General features: G+C 67.7%; 13 protein-coding genes and 1 pseudogene. 9 read left to right on the forward strand and 5 right to left on the reverse strand.

The features are described 5' to 3' along the window. Positions 1 to 95: 95 nt before the first annotated feature. The 3 genes and pseudogenes from ACH4U7_RS26020 to ACH4U7_RS26030 all read right to left on the reverse strand — a co-directional run. Positions 96 to 1559, reverse strand: a pseudogene (locus ACH4U7_RS26020) (ATP-binding protein); the annotation flags it as partial. Between the two features lie 106 nt (positions 1560 to 1665). After that, a complete protein-coding gene (locus ACH4U7_RS26025; protein ID WP_398530256.1) occupies positions 1666 to 2301 on the reverse strand; it encodes a DUF6879 family protein in 636 nt (211 codons plus the stop codon). After that, on the reverse strand, positions 2294 to 2563 hold the full coding sequence (locus ACH4U7_RS26030; protein ID WP_398530257.1) for a hypothetical protein: 270 nt from the start codon (positions 2561 to 2563) through the stop codon (positions 2294 to 2296). The genes ACH4U7_RS26025 and ACH4U7_RS26030 overlap by 8 nt, the downstream gene beginning before the upstream one ends. A gap of 310 nt (positions 2564 to 2873) precedes the next feature. Between ACH4U7_RS26030 and pglW the strand changes: the two genes are divergently transcribed. Together pglW and pglX are read left to right on the forward strand one after the other, a co-directional pair. Beyond that, the gene (pglW, locus tag ACH4U7_RS26035; protein WP_398530648.1) at positions 2874 to 7520 is read left to right on the forward strand and encodes a BREX system serine/threonine kinase PglW; all 4647 of its coding nucleotides are present in this window, start codon (positions 2874 to 2876) and stop codon (positions 7518 to 7520) included. Continuing rightward, complete coding sequence (gene pglX / locus ACH4U7_RS26040) at positions 7521 to 11177, forward strand: BREX-2 system adenine-specific DNA-methyltransferase PglX (RefSeq protein WP_398530258.1); 3657 nt, start codon at positions 7521 to 7523, stop codon at positions 11175 to 11177. It begins immediately after the preceding gene. Positions 11178 to 11243: 66 nt separating this feature from the next. On the opposite strand, the gene ACH4U7_RS26045 is transcribed toward pglX, so the two are convergent. Together ACH4U7_RS26045 and ACH4U7_RS26050 are read right to left on the reverse strand one after the other, a co-directional pair. Beyond that, entirely contained in the window at positions 11244 to 11453 is a 210-nt protein-coding gene (locus ACH4U7_RS26045; protein WP_398530259.1) for a DUF397 domain-containing protein, read from the reverse strand. Further along, positions 11435 to 12277: a helix-turn-helix domain-containing protein gene (locus ACH4U7_RS26050; protein ID WP_398530260.1), complete on the reverse strand. Its 843-nt coding sequence runs from the start codon at positions 12275 to 12277 to the stop codon at positions 11435 to 11437. Before ACH4U7_RS26050 ends, ACH4U7_RS26045 begins: the two co-directional genes overlap by 19 nt. Before the next feature lie 206 nt (positions 12278 to 12483). On the opposite strand from ACH4U7_RS26050, the gene ACH4U7_RS26055 reads away from it, so the two are divergent. From ACH4U7_RS26055 to ACH4U7_RS26085, 7 genes are all read left to right on the forward strand, one after another. Then, complete coding sequence (locus ACH4U7_RS26055; protein ID WP_398530261.1) at positions 12484 to 12810, forward strand: hypothetical protein; 327 nt, start codon at positions 12484 to 12486, stop codon at positions 12808 to 12810. Further along, a complete protein-coding gene (locus tag ACH4U7_RS26060) occupies positions 12807 to 13037 on the forward strand; it encodes a hypothetical protein (RefSeq protein WP_398530262.1) in 231 nt (76 codons plus the stop codon). The genes ACH4U7_RS26055 and ACH4U7_RS26060 overlap by 4 nt, the downstream gene beginning before the upstream one ends. 302 nt (positions 13038 to 13339) lie before the next feature. Continuing rightward, positions 13340 to 17230 carry a phage resistance protein gene (locus ACH4U7_RS26065; protein WP_398530263.1) on the forward strand — a complete coding sequence of 1297 codons (3891 nt, stop codon included), beginning with the start codon at positions 13340 to 13342 and terminating at the stop codon, positions 17228 to 17230. Beyond that, positions 17227 to 20121 carry a BREX-2 system phosphatase PglZ gene (gene pglZ, locus ACH4U7_RS26070; protein WP_398530264.1) on the forward strand — a complete coding sequence of 965 codons (2895 nt, stop codon included), beginning with the start codon at positions 17227 to 17229 and terminating at the stop codon, positions 20119 to 20121. The genes ACH4U7_RS26065 and pglZ overlap by 4 nt, the downstream gene beginning before the upstream one ends. A 37-nt stretch (positions 20122 to 20158) precedes the next feature. Then, complete coding sequence (locus tag ACH4U7_RS26075) at positions 20159 to 21910, forward strand: AIPR family protein (RefSeq protein WP_398530265.1); 1752 nt, start codon at positions 20159 to 20161, stop codon at positions 21908 to 21910. Positions 21911 to 21955: 45 nt separating this feature from the next. Further along, positions 21956 to 23278, forward strand: coding sequence for a BREX system ATP-binding protein BrxD (brxD, locus tag ACH4U7_RS26080; RefSeq protein WP_398530266.1), 1323 nt, complete (start codon positions 21956 to 21958; stop codon positions 23276 to 23278). Next, on the forward strand, positions 23278 to 25458 hold the full coding sequence (locus tag ACH4U7_RS26085) for a DEAD/DEAH box helicase (RefSeq protein WP_398530267.1): 2181 nt from the start codon (positions 23278 to 23280) through the stop codon (positions 25456 to 25458). The genes brxD and ACH4U7_RS26085 overlap by 1 nt, the downstream gene beginning before the upstream one ends. Positions 25459 to 25799: the final 341 nt, after the last annotated feature.

The raw sequence follows: 25799 nt of genomic DNA on the forward strand, positions 1-25799 counted from the left end.
CGCCGACCAGGCAGCGGCCGAACCAGTGAACCTGAAACCACGTCAACCCGCCCTGACCAGCTAATCAGCCACACCCGCACAGCGGGGGAACCTCAGGCCATCCCGAGCCAGGTGAGGAGTATGCCTTGCGCGGCGCGATCACCCAGCCGTTCCGCTGCCTCCAGCCCGATGCGGCCCACAGCCGGCCAGCTCGTGCCCGAGGCGGAAGGAAACTGCGCGTTCCATAGGACTGCCGACAACTGCCAGGCCAGTCGGTCCTGCCTGGCGTCGGCTGCCGTACGTACGGCCTGGAGGAGGTTGGCATGCTCCCGCTCGGCCCAGTCCACGGCAGCGTCGTAGTCGGGGAACGTCAGTGGGCTGACATCGCCCGGGACAGGCGGGAGGGTCAGGCGGTCCTCGGCGGGGTTGATCCAGCTCTGCGCGGCATCGGCGGTGTGCAGGTACCACTCCAGCACCCGGCCCAGGGCTACCTCCCGCTCGGCAGGCGGCTCGTCTTGCTGGGCCTGGTCGATGGCGTAGGCGCGCAGCAGGTCATGGAACTGGTAGCGGTCCGGGGCGGTCTGTTCCAGCAGGTGAGCCCCGACCAGAGAGTCCAGCAGTTGCCGGGTCCGGCTGCTGCTGGTCGACCCGGCCAGGGCCGTGGCGGCCTGCAGCCCGAACTCGGGTCCGGGGTGCAGGCCGAGCAGGCGGAACAGGCGGGCGGCTTGTTCGGATAGGGCGCGGTAGGACCACGCGAAGACGGTGCGGACTGCTTCGGCTTCCTCGTCGTCGCCCGTGCTCAGGGCATCCCAGAGGGCTGATTCGTCGCGCAGGTCGGCGATCAGGTCGGACAGCCGCAGGTGGGGGTGGCTGGCCGCGCGTTCCGCGGCTATACGCAGGGCGAGGGGAAGCCGTGCGCACAGGCGGGCCAGTTCGGCGAGTTGCATCTCGTCGTCCACCGGCCGGTATCCGGCGGTGACGGCCCGCAGCAGTGCGACCGCTTCCGGCTCCGGCAGTACGCCGAGCGTGAGTCGGCGGGCCCCGTCACGGACGGCTAGGCCGGACAGGCGGCTGCGGCTGGTCACCAGTACCAGGCTGTGCGCGCTTCCGGGCAGCAACGGCCTGACCTGGCCCACGCTGGCCGCGTTGTCCAGGACGACCAGTACCCGACGGTCGGCCAGCAACGAACGGTACAACGCGGCAGCGGCATCGAGGTCCTGCGGTACGGCATCGGCCGGGACGCCGAGAGAGGTCAGAAAGCGGTGCAGGGCCTCGCGTGCCGCGACCGGCTCCCCAGGGTCGTAGCCACGCAGATTGGCGTACAGCTGGCCATCCGGGAATCGCTCCCGGACCTGGTGTGCCCAGCGCAGTGCCAGCGATGTCTTCCCCGCGCCGGCGGTACCGGCTATCACGTATACCGAGACGACGAGTGGACCGCCGTCCTCGCTGGTGAGAACGGCGTTCAGTTCACCGAGCTCATCGGTGCGGTTGACGAAACCGCGTACGTCAGCCGGTAACTGGCGTGGGGTGGGGCTGGTGGAGCTTCCAGGGTCCGGCTTGCTCTGCGCGTGGAAGTGGATGCCTCCGTGGACATTCCTCGCCTGGACGACGTCACGTGAGGATCCCGACAGCTCGGAATGGGTGCTGCCGGACTGCTCGTCCCCTCCGCCTGGGGCTGCGATCGGCCTACTCCCTTCCTGCGCTCAGCGTCGGCGGATCAAGGTGCGCCACCTCACGGTCGAAGTAGGAGATCACATCTTCGCCTGCCGCGTAGAGCGCCTTGATGTAGTTCTCCCAGCGCGTCACAAGATCACGGTCGGTGTTGCGGATCGCACCGTTCGCGACTCCTGTCTCGGTGTACAGGACCTGGAAGAGGGTGTGACCGCCGAGCACGACCAATTCCGGGAGTGGGTGAGTGCTCTCCGACGCGGCCACCCGTTCGGCGGGGATGACCCTGATCCTCTGCCCGTGTTGCGCACGCTGCCGCTGGGAGTGGAGTTCCCACTGCACATACGGTGTCAGCGGCTTCTCGACCACCCGCACACGATGAAAGGCATAACCCCTGCGCGCCTCCTCCTGAGCGGCCGCGGCCAGGGTGTCGCGCCGATCGGCGAGAAGTCGCAGCGCCTCGTCCCAGTCGCCCCGGCGCAGGGCGTCGCGGCTCGGACTGCCCTGCTCCTCGAAGTGCTGCCGGCGCTCCAGCTTCCAGGAACTCCCGTCACGGATGGCGTTCTCCCGTTCCCGGAAGTCCTGCTTGTAGGCGGTCCGGGTGAGCCGTTCACCTTGCTCGGGGGTGAGGGCAGGGGCAAGGAGATCAAGCATCGGGGATGTCCTTCTTTGCCGCGCTGAGCATGTTCCCTGGGATGACAACCAGCCGCTCATCCGGAGCGAGGTTCACGCCATGAGGCAGACGGGCGCGGTAGGCGGCTGTCAGATCCCTGCCGATCACAGCAACATCGCCATTGTCGAGCTGCCAGATGTCCGGGCACTCGTCATTGCCATCGGAGTTTCCCAGCTCGTCGGCTGATCTCCCCAGCCGACGCTCGAATAACGCGGACGGGTCAGCCTCCCAGGCACGGGCCATGTCTGCCTCCGGTCGAGGTGGTCGAGCACGCCTTTGCTACACAGTGTAGCCAGGGCTGTACCCGAAAGTGAGAGAGTCTCCCCACGGCCGTCACCCGGATAGTCATCACTGGAAGCGGTGACCCTGTCGATGGTGATGGGGACGGTGGTGGGGCGTGCGCGGCCGTCTCCCGGTGGCCCAGTGACAGCCGATCCCGGTGCCACACCTGGCCGTTAGGATTTCCCTTCGGGCCATCCGCTCCGGGGCAGCCGGTCAGGGGGATCAGGAGTGGAGGCCGCGGCTCATGGATGAGAAGAGGCGGGGGCAGCGCATGCGTGAAGGCCGGTGGACCACGGTCACCGAGTCCGAGTTCGACCACGAGCGCCGCGGCTTGGAAGCCATCCGCAAGCAACTTCCCGACGCCGAACCGTGGCGAGCCTGGTCCAATTTCACCTTCACCTCGCACGCCGGGCACGTTCGCGAGGTAGATCTGCTCGTCATCGCCCCGAGCGGCGTCTTAATAGTTGAGCTGAAGGAGTGGCACGGCTCGGTCAGCAGCGAGTACGGCACCTGGGTGCAGACCACCCCGGGTGGCCGCCGCGTCCCGCACGGAAACCCGCTGCATCTGGCCAACAAGAAGGCCAAGGAACTGGCCGGGCTGCTCAGGCAGCAGCTGCCGTCTCACCAGCACCGTCGGCAGGTATGGGTCGGCGAGGCCGTCTGCTTCACCGACGCGTCGCTGCGCATCCAGCTCCCGCCCAATGACCAGAACGGTGTCCACACCGTCGCCCAACTGGTCGAGATACTGAAACAGCCGCCACGAGACGAACGGCACCGCATTGATGCCAGCCGTTCCCGCGAGATCAAGACCGCCCTGGAGCGCATCGGCATCCGCCGCAGCGACGCCGAATATCGGGTCGGCCCTTATCTCCTGGATCGGAAGGCCTTCGACACCGGTCCCACCTGGGCCGACTACCTCGCCCGCCATGAGGAGTTGCCCGAGTCCGCCCGGGTCCGCGTGTACGTGCGCGAGCGCGGCTCAGATGCCTCCCTGCGGGAGTCCGTCGAGCGCGCCGCCCGCCGCGAGGCCGCGATACTCCAGCGCTTCAGGCACCCCGGCGCGGTAGAGCTCAAGACATACGACGCCTCCGGGCACTCCGCCGGCCCCGCCCTGGTCTTCGACTACCATCCGCAGACCCTGCGGCTGGACGAGTACCTGCTCCAGTACGGAGACAAGCTGGACATCCTCTCCCGGATGGCGCTGGTCCGGCAGCTCGCCGAGACGATGCGGTCCGCGCACTCCAGCCGGATCCACCACCGGGCGCTGGCCGCCCGCTCCATCTACGTCCTGCCCCGCAATCGCGGCCCCAGGGGGCAGGCGGTCGGCGAGGAGGCAGCCTGGCTCAATCCTCACCTCCAGATCTCCGACTGGCAGATCGCCACACAGCGCGGCGGCAGCCAGGGCGGCACGGCTCCGGGATCGACCCGGCTCGCCCCGACGACGCTCTCGCTGAAGCACCTGTCCGAAGGCTCGGACCCGTATCTCGCACCGGAGCTGACCGCGCTCAATCCCGACCCGGTGTTCCTGGACGTGTACGGCCTCGGTGTCCTCACCTACCTCCTGGCCACGGGGAAGCCCCCGGCCGCAAGCCAGGCCGAGCTGCGTGCGCGGTGGGAAGCGCGCGAGGGCCTGCGTCCGAGCTCCGTGGTCGACGGCCTGTCGGAGGACATCGACGAGCTGGTCCAGGCCGCCACCGCCTACCGGCCCGAGCAGCGGCTCTCCACGGTGGACGAGTTCCTGGAGATGCTGGAGCTGGTAGAGGACGGCCTCACCGCCCCGGTCGGCGTCCCTGTCACCACCCCCGAGGCGCCGGAGAAGGATCCGCTGGAAGCGGTCGCCGGGGATGTCCTGTCCGGCCGCTGGGAGGTCCGTCGCCGCCTTGGCACGGGTTCGACCAGCCGGGCCTTCCTCGTACGGGATCTCGAGGCGGAGGCTCGCAGGACCCGCCCGCTGGCCGTGCTGAAGATCGCCCTCTCCGACAACCGGGGCGAGATCCTCAAGCGCGAGGCCGACGTGATGCGCGACCTTCGCCCCGACTCCCGGATCATCCGCCTCGTCGAGCCGCAGCCGCTGACCATCGGCGGACGCACGGTCCTCGCCCTGGAATACGTGGGTGATGAACGGGAGGAGAACCCCGACGAGGCCGGGACCGCGGGGCGCAAGCGGCGCCGTGAGGAGACGGTGGCCCGCCAGCTCCGGGAAGGCGGCCGGCTCCAGATCGACCAGTTGGAGGCATACGGCGACTATCTCTTCGGCGCCGTCGACTTCCTGGAGGGCGAGAGCGTCTGGCACCGCGACATCAAACCGGACAACATCGCCATCCGCATCCGCCCGAATCGCACCCGCGAGCTGGTCCTGATCGACTTCTCGCTGGCCGGCTACCCGGCGAAGAACCACGAGGCGGGCACGGACGGCTACCTCGACCCGTTCATCGGCACCCTGACCCGTACCGCCTACGACTCGCACGCCGAGCGGTACGCGGTCGCGGTCACCCTCTACGAGATGGCGTCGGGCGAGCTGCCCAAGTGGGGCGACGGCTCGGTCCTGCCCCGCGACACCGACCGGAAGGATTTCCCCCACCCGGCCATAGTCGCCGACGCCTTCGACCCCGCCATCCGCGACGGCCTGGTCCGCTTCTTCCGCAAGGCCCTGCACCGGGACGCCTCCCAGCGCTTCCCCGAGCTGAAGCCGATGCGGGACGCCTGGAAAAAGATCTTCCTCGACGCGGCGCAGGCCGCGCCGTCCAGCCACCGCTCCCGCCACCCCGAGAAGACCCCCGACGCGGGCCCGCCCGGTCTGGGCGTGGCCGAACCTCTCACCGCCGAGCAGCAACGCGAGGAGCTGGCCAGACAGGTCACCCGCGACACCCACCTATCAGCTGCCGGCCTGACCCCCGCCGCTGAGTCCTTCCTGTACGGCCTCCAAATCACCACTGTCGGCCAGTTGCTCGACTACAGCCGCCGGAAGCTGGTCAACGCCCCGGGCCTCGGCGCCAAGACCCGCAGCGAAGTGCAGCGCCGCCAGCGTCAGTGGGGCGAACTGCTACGCGAGGCACCCGTCTCACCGCTGACCCCGAAAGGCCGGGCCGAAGCCAAGGAGGAACTGGCGCAGCTCAGCGCGGCCGAGTCCGCGCTCCTCGGCGCCCTCGCCGAGGATGGCAGGCTCTCCGACGCGTCGCTGCGTTCGATCAGCCTCGACACGCTGGCCACCTTCCTCGTGCCGGAGCTCAACAACAACGGCTCCAACCGCAACAAGGTGGAGATGGTCCAGCTTCTGCTCCGGCTGCCGAACGATCATGGTGACCTTCCGGACATCGGGGTATGGCCCAAGCAGAAGGAGGTAGCGGACAAGCTCGGCCTGTCTGCGGGCCGCATTCCGCAGATGCTCAAGGAAGAGCGCAAGCGGTGGAAGAAGCACCCGGCGGTGTCGGCCCTCCGCGCGGAGATCATGGAACTGCTCGCGGAACTCGGGCGCGTCGCCCCCGCCGTCGAGATCGCCGACGCGTTGGTCGTACGCCGTGGCACCCAGCTGCGCGGGGAGCAGCGCCGCCGCGCCCTCGCGCTGGCCGCGGTGCGGGCGGTCGTGGAAGTCGAACAACTCGACCCTGAGGCAGCCGAGTTCCAGCACCAGGCCAACCGCAAAGCCACCGAGGAGTCACTGGAAGCGGGCCTGCTTGCCCTGGACGTGCGTGAGGACGACGCCCCCGACACTCCGACCGCGCCCGCCCTGCTCGACTACGCGACGCGGCTGGGCCGCACGGCCGACCGCCTCAGCCGCCAGGAGACGCTGCCCACCGCCGCCACCGTCCTCACCGAACTGGGCGCCCTCACCCCGCCGCCCGGAACCCTCGAATGGGACGAGCGCCGCCTGGTGGAACTCGCCGCCGCCGCCTCACAGAACGCCGCGGCCACCCCCCGCCTGGAGATCTATCCGCGGAACCTGCCGCTGGTACGCGCCCTACGGCTCACCCAGGCCGGACTGGTGCCCTGGATCCCCGGCGTCCCGGACGAGCAGCAGCCGGGCCTGCCTGCGGGGGACGTCCACGAGCGGGTACGGGCGCGCTTCCCCGAACTGATCGTCGAGGACAGCCGCGGCGGCACGACCCACGAGCTGCCGACAGGCGCTCGCCTGACCAAAGCGCTGTGGGACGCCGGCTTCGACCTGAGGCTGGCCACCCGCGAGCCCATGAAGACACTGCGCTATCTGCCCGCGCACACGGACAACGAGTCCAGCTATCTGACCACCGGCGCCGTGCGCCGCGCCACGGCCCTGGGCACCGCCACCCGGTACGCGGACGATCCGCGTATCGCGTCCGCCGCACGCGCCGAAGAGCTCCTTGCCGCCTCCGCCCGACGCGACGGCTACCGCGTCCTGACCGTACGCCACGGGCTGACACGCGACGCAGTCAGCGAATTGACGACCCCGCGCATCGGCGCCCGGGAGGTTTCGGTCACCGTTCTCTTCCTCAAAGCCCTGCACGCGCTGGTGCCGCCCGGCACCAAGCCGACCTGGGAGACGCTGCTCAAGGCGGACGCGGCCGAGCCCGGCTCACGCGGCGCTCTGAAATTCGCCGAGTACGCGCGGACGGCCTGGGGCATGGTGGAACCACAGGTACGTGAACTGCTGACGGACGGCTCGGTTGGCATGGCACCAGTGCTGCTGACCGAGGCCGCAGTGTTCGCCCGCTACGACGCGATGGGCGTCCTCGACCGCCTCGCCGAGGCGGCCCGGCACGGCGGGCACGGCCTGTGGCTGCTCGTCCCGCAGGGAGACCCGGCGCGCGAGCCGAAGCTCGGCCATGTCGCGGTGGCGTACCAGGCGGGGCTGGGCGAATGGATCGAACTCCCCGACTCGTGGGTCGAGAACGCCCACCGCTCGGGCACAGGCGCAGCCGCACCAACCGAGGGAGACCGTTAAGTGATCGATCGATCAGCGCTGTTGGACGACCTGAAGAAGCAGGTCAAGACAGTCGAGGCCGACTTACACAAGCAGGTCAAGGCGGTCACGGAGGTGGAACTGCGGCTGCGCGCCGAGTACGGCCGGGCGCGCGAGCTGGGCCGTACGGCGGCCACCTGGAACTCCTGGCTGGACGAGCGCGTCACCCAGGTTGCGGTCGCGTGGGTACTGGGCACGGTTTTCGTCCGCTTCTGCGAGGACAACCGCCTGATCCCCGAGCCCTACGTCACGGCCCCCGAGGAGGACCGCCGCGACCTCGCGCTCGCGCGCTACGAGGCGTACGTCGAGCGGGACGACAACCCGACCTATCGCGGCTGGCTGCTGCGCGCCTTCGCCGAACTCGGCGACGGCCAGGCCGGGCGGCTGCTGTTCGACGAGAAGCACAACCCGCTGTACCAGATCCCGCTCTCGCACGATGGTGCCCGCGGGCTGATCGAGTTCTGGCGGGAGCGGGACGAGTCGGGCTCGCTGATCCACGACTTCACCGACCCGCTGAACGAAGACGGTACGGCTGGCTGGGACACGCGCTTCCTGGGCGACCTGTACCAGGACCTCAGCGAGGCTGCGCGGAAGACGTATGCGCTGCTTCAGACTCCTGAGTTTGTCGAGGAGTTCATCCTCGACCGGACCATGAAGCCCGCGGTTCGGGAGTTCGGGTATGAAGGCCTGAAGATGATCGACCCGACGTGCGGGTCGGGACACTTTGTGCTTGAGGCTTTCCGGCGCCTCATACGGTTGTGGGCCGAGGGCCAGCCGGGACGGGATGTGTACGAGCGGGTGCGGGCAGCGCTGGACTCAGTGCATGGGGTGGACGTCAACCCGTTCGCGGTAGCTATCGCGCGGTTCCGGTTGCTGATGGCAGCCATGGCAGCGGCGGACATCCGGACGCTGGCGGAGGCCGGAAGGTACGAGTGGCCGATGCACTTGGCTGTGGGCGACTCGCTCATCAAGGAACGGCAGACGGAGATCGGTATACGGGGGACAAAGGGGCAGGGCGCCCTGGAGTTCACGACCGACGAGAAGGACGAGCTAGCGGAGTTCTCGTACGCCACGGAGGATGTACACGAGCATCCGAAGATTCTGGAGCCGGGGCGGTACCACGTGGTGGTGGGAAATCCGCCGTACATCACGGTGAAGGACAAGAGACTCAATCAGATTTATCGAGAGCTGTACGACGCTTGCGCGGGCACGTACGCGCTGTCGGTGCCGTTCGCGCAGCGCTTCTTTGAGCTGGCAAAGCAGGGCGAGTCGGACGGCCTAGGCTACGGAATGGTGGGCCAGATCACGACGAACTCGTTCATGAAGCGCGAGTTCGGCGCCGAACTGATCGAGAAATACTTCCGCGATCGGGTGGAATTGACGGAGGTTATCGACACCTCCGGCACCTACATACCTGGCCACGGCACGCCCACTGTCATCTTGATCGGCAAGCGCTGGGAAGGGAAGGATCGCTCGGCAACCGTTCGGACGATACGAAGCGTACAGGGTGAGCCTACGGCTCCGGATAGAGGCGAGAATGGGTTGGTCTGGCGAGCTATTGTGGACCAGATCGACAAGCCAGGTTCGGTAAGCCAATGGATTTCAGTGGATGACCTGGAGCGGGGGCGCTACTTTAGCAGGCAGCCGTGGATTCTTACCGACGGAGGCTTGGAGATTATCGAGGAGCTTTCCAAGGCAGGGCCCACGAAACTCAAGACCCTTGTAGCTAGAATCGGCTTTTTCGGTGACAGCCACGCTGACGAAGTTTTCACGATCCCCACTAGCGGCCCTCTTGCAAGTATCGCAAAAGACCTTCATGCAGTTCGAAGCCACAGAGGGGATCAGTGCCGCGATTGGACGTTCTCGGGCTTCGATCTTGCAGCACTTCCCTATACTGATGACCACACAATCCTGCCGGAGAACCTGCTCTCACAGCGTTTCAAGCGACACTTCTGGACCTACCGAATCACCTTGTGGAAGCGCACCATCGGCACAGGGAAGACCTATTCCGCAGCGGGAAAGCATTGGTGGGCTTGGCATCAGCTGCCCAAAGACACCGAGACACATCCATGGACGCTCGCCTTTAGCGAAGTAACAACTCATAATCATTGGGCTCTCGACAAAGACGGCAAAGCCTTCAATCGCACCGCCCCTGTGATCAAGTTTCCGGAATGGTCAACCGAGGAGGAGCACCTGCGCCTGCTTGGCCTTCTGAACAGCTCGACAGCAGCATTTTGGCTCAAAATGCGCTGCTATCCCAAAGGTGGCGACCCAGTTGGTAAAGACGGTGCACGCGTTAGCGCTCAACCGTGGTCAGACAGATACCAATACAATGCCGCTAACGTCTCTGAGTTTCCCATACCCATCGCAAGTGACACTTCATTCGCCGCTACCCTAGCTGCTCTTGCTGAGCAACTCGGAGCGTCCGCCCCTCTTTCTCTTACCTCGGCCGACACCCCGACTATCCCGAACCTCCGCGCTGCCAGCGCCACCTGGCACTCCACCCGCGCCCGGATGATCAGCCTTCAGGAGGAGCTGGACTGGCAGGTTTACTCACTTTACGGCCTTTACCCCGAGGACCTGCGAATATCTACGGACCCAAACGATCCAAATATCCCCGAGATCGCACTCGGCGAGCGCGCCTTCGAGATCGCGCTCGCACGCAAGGTTGCCGCAGGCGAAGCCAGTGATGAGTGGTTCAAGCGGCATGGTTCCACGCCCATTACGGAGATCCCCGACCGCTGGCCCGCCGCCTACCGGGAGATCGTCCAGAAGCGAATCGACGCTATTGAGTCGAGCCGTGCCATTGGGATGATCGAGCGGCCAGAGTACAAGCGGCGGTGGGCCACTGAAGGGTGGGAAGCGCTCCAGGAGAAGGCACTGCGGAGCTGGCTGCTAGACCGGGTCGAGAACCGCGACCACTGGTTTGACGAGAACGACATGCCACGCATCGCCACACTCTCGTGGCTCACGGACGCGCTCTCGCGTGACGAGGACTTCGTAACCGTCGCCAAGATCTACGCACCCCGCAAGGAACTTCCCACCATCGTCGCCGAGCTGTTGACCGATGAGCACGTGCCGTTCCTCCCTGCTCTGCGCTACAAGCTGTCAGGGATGAAGAAGCGGCTGGACTGGGAGCACGTCTGGGACATGCAGCGGCAGGAGGACGCGGCCCCCGACGAGCCGATGAAGCGGAAGATCCGCGACTCCATCCCCATACCACCGAAGTACACCTCGGCTGACTTCCTCCGGCCCTCCTACTGGAAGGCGCGCGGCAAGCTAGACGTGCCCAAGGAGCGTTTCATCTCGTACGGGCAGACCAACGCGGCCACGCCCACCCAGTACGGCTGGGCTGGCTGGGACCACCAAGAGCAGGCCTACGCCCTGCTCGCGTACATCGCCTCGCACGAGTCGATGAGCACCGAGGAGCTGGCCCCGTTCCTCGCGGGCCTGCTGGAACTCCAGCCCTGGCTGGACCAGTGGCACGATGACTTCGACCCGATGTTCAGCGGCTCCCCTGCTGCCTACTTCCGCGGTGAGCGCCAGGTGGAGCAGGGCAGGCACGGTCTGACCGACGACGATCTTCGCGCCTGGCGTCCGGCCGCAGCCACTCGTGGACGCCGGGCGACCAAGAGGTAGGCCGACCCCGAGGAGTAAGTGACTCCCGCGTTCGTCAGAGCGCGGGAGCACAATGGCACAGGCAGCTCAGAGGGCTATCTGGTCGCCCTTGACGGCCGACACAAAACCCGTCCAGCTCTCCGCAGGGAACACGAGGGCCGGACCTTGCGGGTCCTTACTGTCACGCACAGCAAGGATGCCGACGAAGCCGTCGCAGACCTCGACGCACTGACCACCGTCCGGATTGCTGTAACTGCTCTTGCGCCAGGTTGCCGCGCTCAACTCGATGGATCGCACGGTACTTCCTCCAAGGTACGCAGGATCAACTTTCGCGACTCGGCCGGGGACAGCGCCATGTCGCGCAGTGCATCGTAGGCCCGTTGCAAGCGTTCGACCGCGGCGTATTCCTCGACAAGTTCTCCCTGGATCGCATTTTCCACGTAGGTCACCGTGCGTGCGTCGGGCAGCCGGAGGAACATCACGTCGGCGCTCACCAACCCATGCGGCCCCGCCGCAAACGGCAGCACCTGCACCGCCACATCCCGTCGCTCCGCCACCTCCGCCAGGTACTCAAGCTGCCCCCGCCACTCCCCCGCGTCCCGTAGCGGCGTCCGCAGCACCGCCTCCGAGAGGATCGTGCGGAACGACGGCGCATCATTGCCCGCCAGAAGTTCCCGGCGGCCCATCCGGGCCTCGACCTGCTGCTCCAGTTCATCGCCCTTGAGGCCGCCCGCCGCCAGCACCTCCCGTGCGTAACCGGGCGTCTGGAGCAGTCCCGGCAGCACGCTGACCGCGAAGTGCCACAGGCTCACCGCCTCCGCCTCCAGCGCCATGTAGCGCCGATACCGCTCGCGGAACTGCGTGTGGTCGCCAGCCGCCAGCTCCCACAAGGCGAGCAGCAGGCCAGGCGTTCCGTAGTACGTGTCGAGCGCCTGGACGACCTCGGGCCCGCCGAGAGATTCGCCCTTCTCCATCTTTCCGAGCAGAGACCAGTCCCAGCCAAGTCGCTCGCCCAGCTGACGCAGGCTCACCCCCTTCTCCGCACGCAGGGCACGCAACTCCTCGGCGAAGCGCCTGCGCGGCTCCTGGCTCCGTCCTGTGATCGCTCTTCTCTGCGGCATGGCGCGTCCCCCTCCGTGAGCTCCGGCGACAAGTGGCAGGTGTGGAAGGACGGCCGTCCCGCGGGGAAGGACGCGCCGTCGTCGCCGCCCGCGCCCCTCCACATGGGTCCATCCTCGTAAGCCAACCACCACGCACGGTAATCCACCGAGCACACCCTCATCATGAAATCTCCCGAAAAACCGCTAAAAAGAATAAGGAGCAGAGCATGGCCACTTCTCATCCATCCGCAAGGCAGCACAAGATCCAGGAGGCGCTCGAAGCCCGTGACGCCCTCGCCGCCGCGCTCACCCGGGCGGGCATCCAGCTCCCGGCCATGGATGTCCGCACCCCGTGGAACGGGGACCTGGACGAGTCCACCGACGGAACCGGAACCGAACCCGCAAACGACCCCGAGCACGGAACCCAAGCCGCGACCAACCCCGAAGCCGAACCCAGGTCGGCAGCCCGGTACGCCCTCGTGCACCTCGGCGTGTGCTCCGCTGCCGTGGCGCACGCCCTGGCCGAGGTGATCGCGAAGGGGGCGGCGCGATGACCGGCGAGCCTGCCGCCCCCGTCGGGACGGCCGTCCGCGACACCGTCCACGACCGGATCGGACTGGTCGTGGGGCATCAGGGGCCCCACCTCCAGCTCCGCCCGCTCAGCGGGGGCCGGGAGTGGGACGCTGACCCAGCACGGGTGGAGCCCGTCGGCTCCGAGGAGTTGCTGCGCGCCCGGGTGGCCGAGGCGAACGCCCGCAGCCGCCAAAGCTCGCCGGGGTAGGCGCCGAAGCGGAAGCCGGGGCGGCAGGGGGCGCATGCGTCCGGCGAAATCGGCCCTGTCACACCGCTGTTGACGACCGGGCGTGCCATGCTGTCTACCGGGGGGATTTTCAGACCATCGCCCGGCACTCATGCGTACGTGGACTCGTACCTGAACAAGTACCCACACGAGTACCTGGACTCGTACGCGGACCCACGTGTGAACTCCACGCCGTGCCGGCCGGTGACCTGAGCGATCTCCGAACAGCCGCACCGACAGCGACGGCGACGCCTACGCGCCGCCGAAAGGAGACCACGTAGCGCATGGCTCAGCAGCCGCCTCTGCTCCGCGATGTGATCGACATCAGGAAGGAGGTGTCCACCTCCGACTTCGTCCTCCAACTGTCGGAAGCGACGACTCCCGAAGGGGCCGAGCGCGCGCTGAAGGACTATGTGGTCACCGAGCGGCTGCTGGAGAATTTCGATGAGGCGCTGAGCCTCATCAAGGCCGCTCTGGACGGGCACACCTCCAAGGCGTCGTATCTGCACGGCTCGTTCGGTTCCGGTAAGTCGCACTTCATGGCCGTGCTGCACGCGCTGCTCAGCGGCAGCCCGGCCGCCCGGGGGCGCGCGGACTTCGATCCGGTGCTGACCAAACACGAGTGGCTGACCACGGACGGCAAGAAGTTCCTGCTGGTGCCGTACCACATGCTCGGCGCCAAGGCCATGGAGCAGCGGATCCTCGGGGGCTACGCCAGCCATGTGAAGAAGCTGCACCCCGAGGCCCCGACGCCCCGGGTCTACCGCACGGACTCGCTCTTCGAAGACCTCCAGACGATGCGCGCCCGGATGGGCGATCCGGCCGTCATCGCCGGTCTCGCCTCGGTGGACGGGGACGACGGGGAGGACGACGAGTGGGGCGAGTCCTTCGCCTGGACGCCCGAGCTGTTGGACACCGCGCTCACGGCCGAGGAGGTGCACGAGTCGGGGCAGGCGCTCAACCTGGTGTCGCCGTCCACCCCAGCCGAGCTGCGGGCGCGGCTCGTCCGGGACGCGAGCACCAATCTGCTGCCGGGATTCTTGAAGAACGCGGCCGAGAGCGAGCACGGGTTCATCTCGCTCGACGCTGGTTTGTCGGTGATCGCTGAGCATGCCAAGTCGCTGGGCTATGACGGACTGATCCTCTTCCTCGACGAGCTGATTCTGTGGCTGGCCACCCTCATCCACGAGGAGAAGTTCGTGGCCCGTGAAGCGGGCAAGATCACGAACCTGGTGGAGGGCGGCGACGCGCGGCGCGCCATACCCGTGGTGTCGTTCATCGCCCGCCAGCGCGACCTGCGCGAACTGGTTGGCGAGGAAGTCTCGGGCGCTGCCGAGTCCGCCATCCAGGACACGCTCAACCTGGCCTCTGGCCGGTTCGACAAGATCACCCTGGAGGACCGCAATCTCCCCCAGGTCGCGCACGCCCGCCTCCTGCAGCCCAAGAACGCGGAGGCCGCCGCACTGATCGAGGGGCAGTTCGAGAAGACCCGGAAGGTCCGCCAGGAGGTGTGGGACACCCTCCTCGGCTCCGACCGGGGCGCCGACGGCATCGGCGCGGACGAGGACAGCTTCCGTCTCACCTATCCGTTCTCGCCCGCCTTCATGGACACGCTGGTCCATGTCTCGTCCGCGCTCCAGCGCAACCGGACGGGTATGAAACTGATGGGACAGCTGCTCGCCAACCACCGCGACGACCTGCGGCTGGGCGACCTGGTTCCGGTCGGCGACCTATACCCGCTGATCACCGCGGGCGGTGACAAGCCGTTCACCGACAGCCTGAAGGTCGTCTTCGAGGCCGCCGACAAGCTGTACAAGACCAAGCTCCGCCCATACCTCGTGGACCACTACCGGGTGGACGAGGAGGACATCGAGCGGTACGCCCACCGCCGCGCCGACATCACCGACGCCGACCTGCTGAGCCGGCTCAAGTCGTTCACCGGGGACAACCGCATCGTCGGCACCCTGCTGCTCTCGGCGCTGGTGCCGAGCGTCCCCGCTCTGTCCAATCTGACGATCCGGCGGCTGTCCGCGCTCAACTACGGTTCGATCGTGGCCCCGATACCCGGCCGCGAGTACGGCATCCTGCAGAGCAAGATCGGCGAGTGGGCGGCCCGCTTCCCCGAGATCAAGCAGACCGGTACGGAGGCCAACCCCGGTGTCCGGCTGGAACTGTCCGGCATCGACGTCGACTCGGTGATCGCCAACGCCGCGGTCAACGACAACCCCGCCAACCGGGACGCGCTCGCCAAGCGGCTCCTCGTCGAGGAACTCGGGGTGTCCCAGAGTCGTCTCTCGGACGAGCTGAACTTCGTATGGCGCGGCACCCAGCGCACCGCCGAGGTGGTCTTCGGGAACATCGCCGACACCGACGATCTGCCCGACCACGACCTCAACCCGCTGGAGGACGACCACTGGCGCATAGCCTTGGGTCTGCCCTTGCCGGAGGGGGAGTTCGGTCCGCGGGACGGTGTCAGTCGTCTCCAGGGTCTGCGTGAGCAGCAGCAGGGCGAGCGGGAACGCACTGTGGCCTGGCTGCCCGCTCATCTGTCCAAGCAGCGCTACCAGGATTTCCGGCGCCTGGTGATCATTGACAAGGCGCTCGCCGACGAGCAGCGCTTCAACACGCAGTACGCGGTCCACCTCAACGCGGACAACCGCGCTCGCGCCAAGGGAATGCTGGAAACCCAGCGGGAGTCGCTGCTGCGGAACGTCAAGGCCGCCTTCAAGCAGGCGTACGGGCTGGCCCAGAAGAAGCCCGACGACGTGGAGCTGGGCTTCGACGACCATCTGGAGTCGCTGCGCGACGTCGAGGGCCTCAGGCTGTCCTTCGGCCAGTCGCTGCACGACGCTCTGCGGCATATCGCGGGCAAGCTGCTGGCCGCCCAATACCCCGCCCACCCCGACTTCGACCTCGGCAAGGGCTTCGTCAAACCGGCGGACGCGCGCCGGGTGTTCACCCACGTCCGAGCCGCGGCCGAGGCTCGTGACGGCCGCGCCGAAGTGCCGAGCGGCGACCGGACGCTGATGGAGCGGATAGCGGTTCCGCTCGGCCTCGGCCAGCAGAAGGAGGTGTACTTCGAGCCGTCCCCGTACTGGGCCGACCACTTCCGCAAGCTCGCACGCGATGACGGCTTCACCGGGGACCCCTCCGTGATCAAGCTGATCGACTGGACGGACAAGCCCGATCCGCGCGGCCTGCCCGACTTCCTCGCCAAGCTCGTCGTGGCGTCCTTCGCCGAGCTGGACGACCGGGTGTGGGTGCGCGGCGGCACGGTTCTCGACCCGGCGCCCGAGCTGTCGCAGATCGCGGACCATGACGTGCTGCGCAGCCAGCCGCTGCCCTCGGAAGCGGACTGGGAGGCGGCGCGGCTGCGTTTCGAGACCGTCTTCGGTGCCAAAGCCCCGACACTGCGCCGCGGCCGCATGGTGAACCAGCTCGCCCGCCAGATCGCGGAGCAGACCCGGATACACGAGGAGGCTGCCGCGGAGCTCGTCGGGCAGCTGGAGGCGCGGTCCGGTTTCCTCGAGTTGGACGAGACTGACGAGAGCGGTCGCCTGGCCCTCGCGCGCAAGGCCGTGGACCTGCTCAAGAAGCTGGGTGGGGCGACCGGCGCGAAGAAGACGGTGGAGGCACTCGCCTCGTTCGACCTGGGGCAGGTGGGCCCGGACCGCTACGGCACGTCCATCCACCAGGCCCGCAAGGTGGCCGAGGCTCTGGACAGGGCGTCCTGGTCCACGCTCGAACTGGCACTCACTGAGGGCCCCGAGGGGCTGGCCCTGCTGGAGTCACTGCGCACCATGGCCCAGCGGGACCAGCGCACCCACGACCTGTGCGAGGCTGTGGACCGCATCCAGCAACAGGTGCTCGCCCTGATCAAGCGCAACCGTGCGGCTGCCCAGCCGACGCCTCAGTCGCAGCCCGATCCTGGCCCGCGGCAGGCCGACGACGTGCCGCTGGACACCTCGACCAGCCATCCGCCCGTCTCCGACTCCGCGCCCGCCCAGCCGTCCGCTGGTTCCGGCGCAGGCGTCAAGGGTCGGCTCAGGCGCTCGGGGAGCGGACGCACCACGGTGGCCCGCGCGGTCGCCGAGTTGCAGGCCGACCTGTCCGAGCTGGCGGCCAGCGAGCCCGGCGCCACCATCGAGATCAGCTGGAAGGTCATCGAGGGATGAGCGTGACGGCCACCGCGGTCGCCACACGGCTGAACCTGGCGACCGTCACGCAGTACCTGTCGTCCCAGGAGTCGCTTGCCGCCTCGCTCGCCGGTGGGGGCAGGCGCCATGTGGTCCTGCTGCGTTCCACATCCCAGTGGGACGGCCCTGACCAGCCGGTGTGGGGCGAGGGCAGGGCCGCCCGCATCGCGGCTGCCCCGTCGGCGCTCGCCGTCCACGAGCTGATCATCGACCACCTCGCGGACGGCGCCGCGGGGCCTTTGGTCCTAGTGATCCTCACCGACCGTGAGGAGAGCGAACTCGACCCGGCGATCCTGGCACGCGCCCACAAGAAGCGTGTGTCGGCCGTCGACCGTTGGGATGTGATCCGCGAGGCGTTCGGTGCAGGCCAGGTCGACCCTCGGCTCAAGGACGACAACTGGGCCGCCGAAGCCCTCCTGGACGCCACCCCGCCGGGTGGCTGGCGCCCGTTGGGAGGTGGCCTGCTATCGCGCCGCACGGCACTGACCCGGCTGGTGCTGCGGCGCCTGCGGCTCGGGGCGTACGGCGAGGCGTCGACCGGCCCGCAGGTCGAACCGGCGGGCCAAGGCATCGACGCGCATACGCTCCTCGGCTGGTCCCTGGCCCCCGGCGGCCCCGAGCGCTTCCTCGCACTGCGCGGTCCCGAGCGCGCCGGGCTGACGGCCTTCATCGCAGAGGAGGACCAGGCGGGCCTTGCAGGGCGGGCGCTGCTCACGCTCGTCGGGGCCGATCATGGCCATGACGCGGTTGCCTTCGGTCTGGTGTGCTCGGCGCTATGGCGGCACGCCGATCCGAACGCCGACGTGTACCGGGCGCGGGGGCGCGCCGAGCGTTGGTTCGGGGAGCAGCCGCCCGCGGCCGGTGAGCAGGTTGACGCCCTGGCCTCCACGTTCGGAAAGGCCGCGGAGGAATATCTCACGGCTCAGTTGGCGGTCACGGCACGCGACGCGGACGGCGACCATACGGAGGAGATCCGCGAGGCACGCCGGATCAGCGACACGGTCCTGGACCGGGCGTCCAGCCTGGTCCGGCAGTTCGGCGCGGAGTCGGCCGCCGCGACGAGCCCCGTGCTGCCCGCGGGCCTGGACGCCAGGTTCACCGCCGTGGGCAAGGCCCTGGCAGAGGGCGCGAACTCCCCGTTGTCGGACGCCGTCCGCGCCCTCACGTCGCACGCGCGCGCCTACGGTCCGGAGACCCGGGCCCGGATCGAACGCGCCCGTATGGGTCAACGCCTCGCCCAATGGCTGGCCTCCGACCCGGCCGCCGACTCCGATTCGGTGAGCGACGCCATAGAACGCCACATCACCGAGACGGGGTGGGTGGACCGCGCCCTTGAGTACATCGAGGCCGGCGGCGACTCGGATCCTGTGCTGAAGGCCGCGTACGGGGTCCTCGCCGCACGGGCGCGGGAGCGGCGGCACGAGATCGACCGCGACTTCGCCCGCACGCTTGCCATCTGGACCGAAACGGGCACTCCACCGGGTTCCATGCTGACCGTGGAGACATTCCTCGACCGGGTGGTGAAGCCCGTCCTCCGGGCCGGAACCGGACGCCGCGTCCTGCTGCTCGTCCTGGATGGCATGAGCGCGGCCATCGCCGCGGAGCTGGGCGAAGAGCTGCGCGCCACCTGGGCCGAGTACGACCCGCTGAGTGAGGGTGCGCCCCGGCGGCGGGCCATGGCCGCCGCCCTGCCCACCGTGACCGCCGTCTCCCGTACGTCTTTGCTCACCGGGAAGCTCTCCAAGGGCGCGCAGGCGGACGAGAAGCGGCTGTTCCCCGGGCTTGCTCTATGGGGCAGGCAGAAGGCTGCCGTCTTCCACAAAGACGACCTGGAGACCAAGGAAACCGGAGACCCCTTCGGTCCGGCGCTCCTCACGGCGCTCACCGACGGCGAGAGCCATGTCGCGGTCGTCCTGAACACGATCGACGACCGGCTCGCCAAGGAGCAGAAACTCGGCGACGGCGCCTGGAGAGCCGAGCACATCCCGGCGCTTCTCGGCCTGCTGCGCATCGCCGCCTCGGAAGGCATGGCCGTGCTCGTCACCAGCGACCACGGGCATGTCGTGGACCGGCACGGCACGAAGATCGACTCCGCCTCCCCGGAGTCGGCCCGTCACCGGGCCCCCGGCGGGGCGCTGCACGAGGCGGAAGTCGCCCTCTTTGGGCCACGCGTGGTCTGGCCCGAGCCCGGCGCCTCGATCGTGGCCCTGTGGGATGCCGATTCCCGGTACACCTCCCGCAAGGCGGGCTACCACGGCGGTGCCTCGCTCGCTGAATTCGCCATCCCGGTGCTGGCCTTTCTGCCCTTCGGGGCCGAGCCTCCCAAGGGCTGGCGGGAACTGGGCGACCAACGGCCGGACTGGTGGTTCTCCGAGCGGCCGGAGCCGCAGCCTGCCGCCAAGGAGCCGGAAGCCGCCATGCCCGTGGTGAAAAAGCCAGCACGGCAGAAACCGGTCACAGGCCAGGCGGCCCAGTCCCGCGGCGTTCTCTTCGACGTCGCGCTCGTCCCGGCCGCAGAAGACAGTGACGCGCTGCTCACGCCCGCCTCCGTCGTCCCGGGCGATGACATCGTGAGCCAGCTCCTGGCGTCGGAGGTCTTCCACGATCAGCTGGAACTCCTCGCCCGCAAGCCGAAGAACCTGGACAAGATCGAGCAGGCGATCCGCGCGCTGCTCGATACCGGGGGCACCCTGCCCGCCACCGCCCTCGCCCAGCGCATCGGCTACCCACCCGCCCGCGCCGACGGCTTCGCCGCCGTACTGCGCCAGCTCCTCAACTACGACGGTGTTCAGGTTCTCGAGACGCTGCCTGACGGGCGCACGCTGCGCCTTCAGCCACAGCTGCTGAGAAGTCAGTTCGGCTTGGCCTGACACAGGCCTGTCACATATTTACGGACAACGGAGTGCCATGAGTGCCAACGACCGGGTGCTGATTGACCAGATGATCGAGGAGCAGCGGAACAGTCTGACGGTCCCGCTCTCCTTCGATGAGACGTTCGAGAGATTCGCCTGCGAGCACGCTCTGCATGGGTTCGGGCTGTCCGACGAGGAGGTCGAAGCCGGCGTCATCGGCGGCGGCAACGACGGTGGCGTGGACGGCGCCTACGTCTTTCTCGGCGGACGCCTGCTGCACGAGGACAGCGACGTACTGCAGAACCCGTCCGCGGCGGCCAACGTCGAAAAAGGTGTGCAGCTGACCCTGTGGCTGGTGCAGGCCAAGAAGTCCACGAGTTTCTCCGAGCTGGCGCTGGACAAGGTGGCCTCCACCTGCTCCCACCTGCTGGACTTGGAGGCTGACGAGTCCAGCCTCAAGGTGATGTACTCGGAAGATCTCATCGCTCGTTTCAGGCTGTTCAAGGTGGCACTCCGCCATCTCCTCAAGCGTCATCCGACGGTTCTGATCAAATTCTCTTACGTCACACGCGGCGAAGCCAACGAGGTGCATGCCAAGGTCCAGGCCAAGGCGAAACTCCTGGAGGCACAGTTCGACAAGGCATTCGCCATCTCCCAAGGCGAAGTGGAGTTCCTGGGGCCCGCCGAGCTGTGGAAGCGGGCAAGCACGCTCCCCTCCTACACCCTGGAGCTCCCCTACCAGGAAAGCATCACGCATCAGACCAGCCACATCGCACTGGTCACACTCGGCGATTACATCGACTTCCTGAGCGACGACACCGGGACGATCAAGTCACACATCTTCGACTGGAATGTGCGCGACTACCAGGGGAACGTGGAGGTGAACCGGGAAATCGCGGCGGCCCTGCAAAATCCCACTGCCCCGGAATTCTGGTGGCTGAACAACGGAATCACCATCGTCTGCTCCCAGGCGACGTCCGTCGGAAAGCGGCTCAGCCTCTCGGACGTCCAGATCGTCAACGGCCTGCAGACCTCGTACACGATCCACGAGACCCTCCGACAGCTCTACGACGCCGACCCGTCCGACCCCGTCTTCCAACGGCTGGTGCAAGTACGGATCCTCGTCACCGCCGACCAGGCCGCCCGGGACGCGGTCATCCGCGCCACGAACCGGCAGACGGCGGTACCCGTGGCCTCGCTGCGCGCCACCGACGACATCCAGCGGCAGATCGAGTCGTATTTCCTTGAACACGAATGGTTCTACGACCGCCGCAAGAACTTCTACCGCAACCAGGGTAAGCCGGCCAATCAGATCGTCAGCATCCCCTTGCTGGCGCAGTCCGTCATGGCCATGGGCCTCGGCCAACCGGACTACGCCCGAGCCCGCCCGTCAAGCCTCCTGAAATCCAACCTGGACTACCGCCGCGTCTTCTCCGAGAAGACTGAGCTCGCGGTCTACCTGTGGCTCGCCCGAGCGCAGCGCCACGTGGACGAATTCCTCCAGACACGTCCGACACCGATGTCACGGTCCCTCTACACGAACCTCCACTTCCATTTGGCCATGCTCGGAGCCGTCAAAATCATCGGTGGTGTCTTCAACGACCCCAACGAACTGAAGAACGCGGCCCGGGAGAGCATCTTCCCCTCAGAGACCCAACTGGAATCGCTCCTGGAATCCTTGCAGGAACAGTTCGCCAGTTTCCAGCTGACGCATAACTACGGCCCGGACAAGGCCGCCAAGAGCAGTGAATTCGTCCATTATCTGACGATGAATCTCGGCTACGGCAGCCTCGCCAGGGGCAGGTAACCGGCGGGTACGTTCCACGGTTCACGCAGATGGGAGACTGGGAGAGTGAGCGATTCCCGCCCTTCCGTATCCGCCGTCCGTCGCCGTACCGCCATCGACGCGCTGCGGCGTGGCGCTGTGCCCGACAGCGGACTGGACCTGCTGGCCACCGGACTGGAGAGATTCGAGTCCGCGCTGGACGCCGAGTTGGACGCGGTGGCGGCGGGCGCCGCGGTGTTCAAGGCCGTGCGAGGCGAATACGGCTCGGGCAAGACGTTCTTCACCCGCTGGCTCGGCGAGCGGGCGCGGCAGCGTAACTTCGCCGTGTCTGAAATCCAGATCTCCGAGACCGAGACGCCGCTGCACCGGCTGGAGACCGTCTACCGTCGCCTCACCGAACGGCTGGCCACCTCCAGCTTTCCGCCGAGCGCTCTCCGTCCCGTCATGGACGCCTGGTTCTACGCCCTTGAGGAGGACGCCTTGGCGGCCGGGGCGGGCGAAGACGATCTGGCCGAGCAGGTCGGCCAACTGCTGGCCGCCCGCCTGGCGGAGGTCTCCAGACACGCCCCCTCCTTCGCGGCGGCGTTGCGCGGCTACCGGTCGGCGCTCGCCCGTGGCGACGAGGCGACCGCGGCGGCCGTGCTGGCTTGGCTCGGGGGCCAGCCGCACGTGGCCGCGGCGGCGCGACGAGCCGCCGGGGTGCGCGGTGACCTCGACCACTTCGGCGCGTTCGGGTTCCTGCAAGGTCTCCTGACCGTGCTGCGCGACTCCGGCCACCGCGGCTTGTTCGTCGTGCTCGATGAGGTGGAGACGCTTCAGCGGGTCCGCTCAGACGCCCGAGACAAGGCTCTGAACGCACTGCGACAGCTCATCGACGAAGTTCACTCGGGTCGGTTCCCCGGCCTTTACCTGGTGATCACCGGCACCCCCGCGTTCTTCGACGGCCCGCAGGGGGTGCAGCGTCTCGCCCCGCTCGCGCAGCGACTCGCCACCGACTTCACCACCGATCCCCGCTTCGACAATCCACGGGCCGTGCAGTTGCGCCTGCCCGGCTTCACCCAGGACTCACTCGTTCGTCTGGGCATGTCCATCCGCGATCTGTATTCCCAAGGAGCCGAGGCGCCCGACCGCATCAAGGCCCTTGCCGACGACGCATACGTCGCCGACCTTGCGCGGGCTGTCGGTGGCGCGCTCGGCGGGAAGGTCGGCGTCGCACCGCGGCTGTTCCTCAAGAAGCTGGTCGGCGATGTTCTGGATCGCATCGACCAGTTCGAAGACTTCGATCCCCGCAGCCACTACAAGCTGACGGTGCGGGCCGGTGAACTGACGGAGGTGGAACGCAACCTGGCGTCCGCCACATCGGCCGACGACATCGATCTGGAGGTGTGATGGCCGATGCGTCGGATGTGAGCGACCCGGTCGACCGGCTCGACCCGGTCGTCCTCCATCACGTCGTGAACACCCTGGGCTGGTCCAATCTACGTCCTCTCCAGCGCGCTGCGATCCGGCCGGTGATGGACGGCGAGGACACGGTCCTGCTCGCTCCCACCGCAGGCGGGAAGACGGAAGCTGCCTGCCTTCCTGTTCTCTCCGCCATGGCCGAGCAGCAGTGGACCGGCACCTCGGTGCTGTACCTGTGCCCGCTCAAGGCACTGCTCAACAACCTGGCGCCCCGCGTCCACACATACGCCCAGTGGCTCGGGCGCCGCGCCGCGCCGTGGCATGGGGACACCAAGGAATCACAGCGGCGCCGCATCCGCACCGACCCTCCGGACATCCTGCTCACCACCCCCGAATCGCTCGAAGCCATGCTCATCGGGGTGAAGACAGACCACGCCCACCTGCTCGGCAGCGTCCGGGCAGTCGTGGTGGACGAGGTACACGCCTTCGCCGGCGACGACCGCGGCTGGCACCTCCTGGCCGTACTGGAACGTCTCGAACGCGTCGCCGGGCGCCCTGTCCAGCGCATCGGCCTGTCGGCGACCGTCGGCAATCCCCAGCAGCTGCTCACCTGGCTGCAGGGCGCCCATGCGGACAACCGTCCGGGCCAGGTAGTCTCGCCCGGCGTCCCTGTGGGGACAAGCGCGTCCGAGCCGCTCGGCCCATCCGCCGGCACCCCCAACACCCATCCCGCTGGCGACATCCAACTGGATTACGTGGGTTCTCTCGACAACGCAGCGAAGCTCATCGCCGCTCTACACAAAGGCGAGAAGCGCTTGGTGTTCTGCGAGTCGCGGCGGCAGGTCGAACAGCTCGGGGCGGCCCTGCGCGGACGCGACGTCAAGGTGTTCCTGTCTCACGCCTCCTTATCGGCAGACGAACGGGCGAGGTCGGAGGAAGCCTTCGCCGAGGGGCGCAACTGCGTCATCGTTGCCACGTCCACTCTTGAACTGGGCATCGATGTCGGCGACCTGGACCGCGTCATCCAGATCGACTCGCCGCGCACTGTCGCGTCGTTCCTGCAGCGCATCGGCCGCACGGGACGGCGCCCGGGTGCCAGCCGAAACTGCCTGTTCCTGGCGACCGGCAAAGACGCTCTGCTGCAAGCAGCGGCGCTGCTACTGCTCTGGGGGCGCGGCTGGGTCGAACCCGTCACTCCCCCACCCGAACCCCGGCATCTCGTGGCGCAGCAACTTCTCGCCGTGTGCCTGCAACAGCACAAGCTCGGTGACCAGCTCTGGGCCGAACAGTGGAACAGACTCGCTCCCTTCGACCAGTCGGCCGCTCCCGTCCTGCGCCATCTGGTGAGCGAGGAATTCCTCGACACGGACAGCGGGTTGCTGTTCATCGGGCCAGAGGCGGAACGCCGCTTCGGCCGCCGCCACTTCATCGAGTTGACCGCCTCCTTCACCGCGCCCCCGCAATTCACGGTGTTGTCGGGGCGTAGGGAGATCGGCCAGACAGACCCATCCGTGCTGACCGAGGAACGGCCCGGACCGCGCCGCCTGCTTTTGGGCGGACGCAGTTGGCAGGTGACCTTCATCGACTGGGCACGCAAGCGGGCCTTCGTCGAGCCGGTCGATAGCGGAGGGGTTGCCAAGTGGACCAGCGGAGCTGTAGCCGGCCTGTCGTATGCCCTGACGCGCGCCATGCGCGAGGTACTGCTCGGCGCCGAGCCTCCCGTGTCCCGCACAAGACGTGCCGAGGCGTGCCTGGCTGAGTGGCGCCAGACCGACGCACCCAACCTCGTGCACCCCGGCGGCACTCTGATCACCCGGCTGGGGGACGAAGTGCGCTGGTGGACCTGGGCTGGCTACCGCGCGAACGCGACCTTGAGCGCGACCCTGCCCTCGATCAGCGACCCCGTCCAGCGGCCCACGGACTGCTACGTACGCCTTCGAGAAGACCTCGATCCGAAGATGTGGAGCACTGCCCGCGAGGCCACCGACGCGGGAGGACCTCTCGTTCTCCCGGATGTCGACCGCCGGGCAGTGAGCGGCTTGAAGTTCTCCGCCGCCCTTCCCGAACGCCTGGCGACAGCGACCCTGGCCGCCCGCCTCGCAGACTTCGATGGAGCCCGTGCCGTCCTCGCGGAGCCGACGCGTTTGCATATCTCTCGTAGCCGATGAGTCCCTAGCTCTGACCAGATTGTGTGCTGATCCTCGACTGGCACATCGACGATTCCGGTGTAGGTGTAAAGCGGTCGCTTCCTGCCGTCGGCTTCATCGACGACCTTACGTCGTCGGAGATGACCTACCTCGTCGGCCACCGTTTACAGGAATCAGTCGTAGTCGAGGTCCGCTATGCGTGGGCTGCCACCGAAGGGGACGTAAACGCGTATCACCGCCTGGCTGACGGGCGCTCTGTCCGTGACATCGCTTTCTTGGTCCCCTGGAAGAGTGACTGTGCCGCTGACCGGAGGGGGAAGTGAGGCGTGGGGACGTCATCGCGTTGGCCAGGTCCCGGCGGT

Source organism: Streptomyces sp. NPDC020845, from assembly GCF_044334165.1.
Lineage (GTDB): Bacteria > Actinomycetota > Actinomycetes > Streptomycetales > Streptomycetaceae > Streptomyces.

Bases quoted from the DNA above. Each gene is read 5' to 3' on its own strand.
- ACH4U7_RS26025 (WP_398530256.1), bottom strand. From the start codon at position 2,301: ATGCTTGATCTCCTTGCCCCTGCCCTCACCCCCGAGCAAGGTGAACGG.
- ACH4U7_RS26030 (WP_398530257.1), bottom strand. From the start codon at position 2,563: ATGGCCCGTGCCTGGGAGGCTGACCCGTCCGCGTTATTCGAGCGTCGG.
- pglW (WP_398530648.1), top strand. From the start codon at position 2,874: ATGCGTGAAGGCCGGTGGACCACGGTCACCGAGTCCGAGTTCGACCAC.
- ACH4U7_RS26050 (WP_398530260.1), bottom strand. From the start codon at position 12,277: ATGCCGCAGAGAAGAGCGATCACAGGACGGAGCCAGGAGCCGCGCAGG.
- ACH4U7_RS26055 (WP_398530261.1), top strand. From the start codon at position 12,484: ATGGCCACTTCTCATCCATCCGCAAGGCAGCACAAGATCCAGGAGGCG.
- ACH4U7_RS26060 (WP_398530262.1), top strand. From the start codon at position 12,807: ATGACCGGCGAGCCTGCCGCCCCCGTCGGGACGGCCGTCCGCGACACC.
- ACH4U7_RS26065 (WP_398530263.1), top strand. From the start codon at position 13,340: ATGGCTCAGCAGCCGCCTCTGCTCCGCGATGTGATCGACATCAGGAAG.
- pglZ (WP_398530264.1), top strand. From the start codon at position 17,227: ATGAGCGTGACGGCCACCGCGGTCGCCACACGGCTGAACCTGGCGACC.
- ACH4U7_RS26075 (WP_398530265.1), top strand. From the start codon at position 20,159: ATGAGTGCCAACGACCGGGTGCTGATTGACCAGATGATCGAGGAGCAG.
- ACH4U7_RS26085 (WP_398530267.1), top strand. From the start codon at position 23,278: ATGGCCGATGCGTCGGATGTGAGCGACCCGGTCGACCGGCTCGACCCG.